This window comes from Gemmatimonas sp. (assembly GCF_044376735.1).
In the GTDB taxonomy this organism is placed as follows: domain Bacteria; phylum Gemmatimonadota; class Gemmatimonadetes; order Gemmatimonadales; family Gemmatimonadaceae; genus Gemmatimonas.
The window spans coordinates 1-5,482 of the sequence record NZ_JBILKJ010000168.1 but is presented as its reverse complement, the minus strand read 5'-3'; the positions used below and the strand labels follow the sequence as shown (position 1 = coordinate 5,482).

Sequence of the window (5,482 nt, the reverse complement as noted above, 5' to 3'; positions counted from 1 at the left end):
GTGCACAACGACTTCAAGCTCGACAACCTCGTACTCGAGCCCGACGCATCGCGCGTACGCGCGATTCTCGATTGGGAGATGGCGACGATCGGCGATCCGCTCATGGACCTCGGCACCAGTCTGGCGTACTGGGTCGAAGCGGGCGACGCGCCGATTTTTCGCGCGCTGGGGCTGGGGATCACGGCGCTGCCCGGCAACATGAGCCGCGCCGAACTGGTGCAGGCGTACGGCGCGCAGCGCGGACTGGATGTGAGCGATGCGCCGTTCTACTACGCCTTCGGCTTGTTCAAAGTCGCGGTGATCGCGCAGCAGATTTATGCACGTCATGTGCAGGGGCTGACGAGCGATCCGCGGTTTGCGGTGTTGGGAGAGGTCGTGAAAGCGCTGGGGCGTGCGGCGGAGAGTGCGGCGGAGAGGGGTGTGGTGTGACTCACCCCCCCCTTCAGCCCATGGCCCATGGCCCACGGCCCACGGCTGATGGCTCACAGCCTAAAGCCCACAGCCTTTAGTGACGGACCGCTATGGGCTGTGGGCCATCGGCCGTGGGCCGTGGCGCTCCCTACCCGTACACTTCGAAAATGCCGGCGGCTCCCATTCCGCCGCCGATGCACATCGTCACCATGCCGTACCCTCCTCCGCGGTGCCGGAGTTCATGCACCAGCTGCGTGGTGAGCTTGGCGCCGGTGGCACCGAGGGGATGCCCCAACGCGATGGCGCCGCCGTTCACGTTGATGATGCTCGTGTCCATGTCGAGTTCCTTGATCACGGCCAGCGCCTGCGCCGAGAAGGCTTCGTTGAACTCGATGAGCTTGAGGTCGGCCAAGGTGAGTCCGGCGCGGGCGAGCGCTTTCGGTACCGCCTTGATCGGGCCGACGCCCATGATGTCGGGATCGACGCCGGCCACCGCGAAGCTCACGAAGCGCGCCAACGGGGTGAGACCGAGCTCCTTCGCCTTGGCTGCGCTCATGACGAGCACTGCGGCCGCGCCGTCGGAGTACGGGCTGGCATTGCCGGCGGTTACGGTGCCCGTGGGCGAGAAGGCCGGTCGCAACTTGGCCAGCCCTTCCAGCGTGGTCTCCGCACGCGGACATTCGTCGGTGTCGAACAGGACATCCGCGACCGTCTTCTCGGCGCCCTTCCACGTGTAGCGTTGCGTGTGGATCGGCACGATCTGCTCGGTGAACGCGCCACGCTGAATGGCCGCCACCGCTTTCTGCTGGCTATCGTAGGCGTGCTGGTCCTGCGCGGCCCGTGAGATCTCCCAGCGCTTGGCCACGCGTTCGGCGGTGAAGCCCATGCCGATGTAGCTCTCGGTGATCGCCGGTGAGAGTCGGGCGTTGTAGCCCGACATCGGCACCTGCGACATCATCTCGATGCCGCCGGCCATCACGGCATCACCTTGGCCCGCGATGATCGCCTGCGACGCGTACGCCACCGATTGCAGCCCCGACGAACAGAAGCGGTTCACCGTGGCGGCCGATGTTTCCACCGGGAACCCACCGCGCAGCCAGGCGAGGCGCGCGTGATTGAGCCCCTGTGATGCTTCGGGCATCGCACAGCCCCACTGCACGTCTTCGATGATCGCCGGGTCGATCCCCGCGCGATCGATGGCGGCCTTCATGACGGTGGACGACAGCTCCACCGGGTGCACGCCGGCGAGCGCACCATCCGCCTTGCCGCGCGCCACCGCGCTGCGGGCGGCACTGACGATTACGACCTCGGTCATCGCTATGTCTCCTGCCGCGCGCTCAATTGCGCAGCGGCTTGCCGGTCTTGAGGGTGTACGCGATGCGCTCCTGCGTCTCCTTGGTACCGAGGAGGCTGAGGAACTGTTCGCGCTCGAGGTCGAGCAGGTCCTGCTCGGTGACGTCGCGTGGTGTGCCGTCGCCGCCGCACAACACGTAGGCGATCGCACGGCCCACGCGGACGTCGTGCGCCGACGCCTGACCGGCTTCCTTCGCGGCCCAGAGGGCGTATTCCAGATTGCCGAGCCCTTCACGACCCAGCGCGCGGACCGTGCGCTCAGTGGGCGGGAGATAGCCGCGCGCGAGATCGAGCACGCGCGCCTTCGCATCGGCGAGCTGATGATCGCGATTCATGCTGATGCGATCGCCGTCACGCAGGAAACCGAACGCTCTCGCTTCGTACGCGGAGGTCGTGGTGGTCGCAAACGCGATGAGTTTGAACGCCCGCTTCACGGCGGCGAACAAATCGACCTCTTCGTAGTTCTGGAGTTCGGCGGTGAAGCGCATGAGCAACTCCTTCGTGCCGCCACCGCCGGGCAACAGGCCCACACCGGCCTCCACGAGCCCCATGTAGGTCTCGGCGTGCGCCTGCACGGCATCGGCGTGCAGCGTGAACTCGGCGCCGCCGCCCAAGGTCATGCCGGCCGGTGCCACGACCACGGGGAAGGGTGCGCGACGGATCGACATCACACTGTCCTGGAATGTCTTGCAGGAGAGGGCGATGTCATCCCAGGCCCCGGCCGACACGGCGAACGACACCAGCGAGAGATCAGCACCCACGCTGAAGGCGCGGGCGTCTTCGTTGCCGATGACCATGCCGTTGAAGCCAAGCTTCTCGACTTTGCCGAGCGCGCTTTCGAGGCCCTTCAGCACGCCTTCGCCGAGGCTGTTCATCTTCGAGCGGAACTCGAAGCAGGCCACGCCGTCGCCGAGATCGATGAGTCGGGAGAGGCCGTTGTCGTCGAGGACGCGTCCGTGCTTCGCGAGGCTCGCGAGCGACAGGCGGCCCGGGATGCCGGGGATCGGCTCGTAGCTGCCGTCGAAGGTGAGGTACTCGCCATCGCGGTAGAACGATTCTTTCGCCATCTCGAGCAGCGGCGGAATGCTCTTGCCCTGCGCGCGGAACTCTCCACGCAACCAGTCGATGCCGAGAGCGTCCATGATCTGGAAGGGGCCGGCTTCCCAGCCGTAGCCCCACTCCATGGCGCGGTCGATCGCGACGATGTCGTACGCCAGTTCGGAGGCGAGCGTGAGCGTGTAGTGCGCGGCGTCGGCAAGATGATCGCGCAGGAACGCCCCCTGGGCGCCGGTCATGGCGACGGCGGCGGGCAAGCGTTGCGCGATCGGCAGGCGGATCGCCTGACCGATCTCCCCGCCTTCGAGCCGCTGCTGCGGCACCGAGGTCTTGGTCTTCCAGTCGAAGGTCAGCGTGCCGTCTTTCGTCTTCGTGTAGAAGCCGCCACCGGTCTTGTCGCCGAGCTTCCCCTTGGCCACGAGTTCCTCGAGCATCCACGTGGGCAGGGCAAAGTCTTCGCCGGTGGCACTACCGATTCCTTTGGTGACGTGCGCGAGCACGTCGAGTCCCGACAGGTCGCCAGTGCGGAAGGTGGCCGTGCGGGCGCGCCCGATCAGCGAGCCGGTGAGACCGTCGACTTCATCGATGGTGAGTCCGTGCTGCTCCATGCGTCGCATGGTACCGACCATGCCGTACACGCCGAGGCGATTCGCCACGAAGCCGGGCACATCCTTGGCGATCACAATGCCCTTGCCGAGCGTGCGCTCGGCGAACTCGCGCGTGGCCCCGATCACCGCCGGATCCGTTTCCGGAGTCGGAATGACCTCGAGCAGGTGCATGTAGCGCGGCGGATTGAAGAAGTGCGTGCCCAAGAAGCGGCGACGGAACTTCTCGCCGCGTCCTTCCAGCAGCACCGACATCGGGATCCCCGAGGTGTTCGACGCGATGATGGCTGTGGGCTTCATCAGCGCTTCGATGCGCGCGAACAGCTGCTGTTTCGGTTCGGCGAGTTCGACGATCGCCTCACAGATCCAGTCGCAGTCGGCGAGGAGCTGCAGATGGTCTTCGGTATTGCCGGTGCGTACGCGCGCGGCCGCCGCGGCCTCCATGAAGGAGGCCGGCTTGGCCTTGATCGCCTTCTGCAGCCCGTTCTTGGCGGGCGCACTGCGGTTCGGCGAGGTGGGGTCGCTATCGCCGGGGATATCGAGCAACACGACACGGCAGCCCGCCGAAGCCGCGAGGGCGGCGATGCCGCTCCCCATAGCCCCGGCGCCCACCACGCCGACAGTCGTCACGCGCATGCGGAACTCTCTCCGTAAGGGATCTGGACAAGTTCCGCTGCGGAGGGGCCGGGCGGAAGGGGCTGGGGCAAAAAACACGACGCTGGCGTCATGTTCAGGCCTGCTGCGACGGGTTGTATCCGGCCACGTCGGCGTAGTACGCCCGGATGCGGGCGATCCCCGCGGCAGGATCCTCTTCGACGGGCATGGTGGTTGGCCCCAGTCGCACGACTTTGCGTCGGTAATCGAGGGCGACGCAGCAGATCGGCACATTGGCGCCCTTGGCCACGTGCCAGAAGCCACTGCGCCACGCCGTCACCTTCTTGCGGGTCCCCTCGGGGGCGAGGGTGAGCGCGAAGCGCTCGTGCGACCGGAACGCCGCGATCGTGCGTTCTACCGAATTCTGGGAATTGCGGCGATCGACCGGAATGCCGCCGTTCGCTCGCATGAACCAGCCGAGCGGCGGGGTGAAGAGGGTGTGCTTGCCCCACCAGTGCGAGTCGAATCCCAACGCCCATTTGGCGGCCAGGCCGATGGGGAAATCCCAGTTCGATGTGTGCGGGGCAACGATCACGACGAAGCGCGGCACGTTCGGCATCTGTCCTTCGAAGCGCCAGCCAGCGCGAAACAGAATGGTCTGCCCGAGCGCTCGCACCCAGCGGCGGGGCGATTGGGGGACGTTGGGGCCGAGCTGCCAGGGTTCCAGCGGCGGGGCGCTGGCGGGGGTGGTCGTCATATCGTTCATTTGACTGATGACCGACAAGATCCGCAAGAGTGAGCTGGAGTGGCGGACCGTTCTGTCGGCCGAGCAGTTCCGGGTCATGCGCACGCACGGCACCGAGCGGGCCTTCGGTGGCTGCTACTGTGATCATCACGAGGATGGCCTCTACCGGTGCGCAGGCTGCGGTCAGCCCCTCTTCTCGTCGCAGGCGAAGTTCGACTCCGGGACCGGCTGGCCGAGCTTTATCGAGCCGCTGTCCGAGGGCGCCACCGAGACCAGCACTGATCGGCACTGGTTCATGGTGCGCGTAGAGGTGCACTGCGCCTGCTGCGATGGGCATCTGGGGCATGTCTTCGACGACGGCCCCATGCCGGGTGGCCTGCGCTACTGCATCAACTCTGCGTCGCTCGATTTCAGCAGGATCGAGGACTGAGTCGTCGGCTGCAGCAGTGAACAGCTGTCCGCTGTCAGCAATCAGCGAACGGGAACTGCCAGAACACGGATGACACCGATCTCACCGAACCAACACGGATAAGCCAACAGCGCTGTTTGCTTATCGGTGTTGTTTCCGTCCATCGGTGTCATCCGTGTTCTGGCTGTTGCTGTTGCTGTTGCTGTTGCTGTTGCGGTTCGCTGTTGCCGGATGCGAAGAACCCCGACACCGGATCAGGTAGATCCGGCATCGGGGCTCGCTCCCCCCACCGCCTTCCCACGGTGGGCA

General features: G+C 66.1%; 5 protein-coding genes. 2 read left to right on the top strand and 3 right to left on the bottom strand.

Annotated features, from left to right (window positions below):
• On the top strand, positions 1-429 hold a 429-nt coding region (locus ACIRA7_RS14575), incomplete at its 5' end, for a phosphotransferase (protein ID WP_396221578.1).
• Positions 430-559: 130 nt separating this feature from the next.
• Here ACIRA7_RS14575 and ACIRA7_RS14570 read toward each other — a convergent pair.
• The 3 genes from ACIRA7_RS14570 to ACIRA7_RS14560 all read right to left on the bottom strand — a co-directional run bounded on the left by ACIRA7_RS14570 (position 560) and on the right by ACIRA7_RS14560 (position 4,776).
• On the bottom strand, positions 560-1,726 hold the full coding sequence (locus ACIRA7_RS14570; protein ID WP_396221577.1) for a thiolase family protein: 1,167 nt from the start codon (positions 1,724-1,726) through the stop codon (positions 560-562).
• Between the two features lie 22 nt (positions 1,727-1,748).
• Positions 1,749-4,061, bottom strand: coding sequence for a 3-hydroxyacyl-CoA dehydrogenase/enoyl-CoA hydratase family protein (locus ACIRA7_RS14565; RefSeq protein ID WP_396221576.1), 2,313 nt, complete (start codon positions 4,059-4,061; stop codon positions 1,749-1,751).
• Positions 4,062-4,155: 94 nt separating this feature from the next.
• Positions 4,156-4,776, bottom strand: coding sequence for a lysophospholipid acyltransferase family protein (locus tag ACIRA7_RS14560; protein WP_396221575.1), 621 nt, complete (start codon positions 4,774-4,776; stop codon positions 4,156-4,158).
• Between the two features lie 16 nt (positions 4,777-4,792).
• Here ACIRA7_RS14560 and msrB point away from each other — a divergent pair, with 16 nt between their 5' ends.
• Positions 4,793-5,194 (top strand): peptide-methionine (R)-S-oxide reductase MsrB, encoded by a 402-nt coding sequence (gene msrB / locus ACIRA7_RS14555; protein WP_396221574.1) that lies wholly within the window; start codon positions 4,793-4,795, stop codon positions 5,192-5,194.
• Positions 5,195-5,482 lie beyond the last annotated feature (288 nt).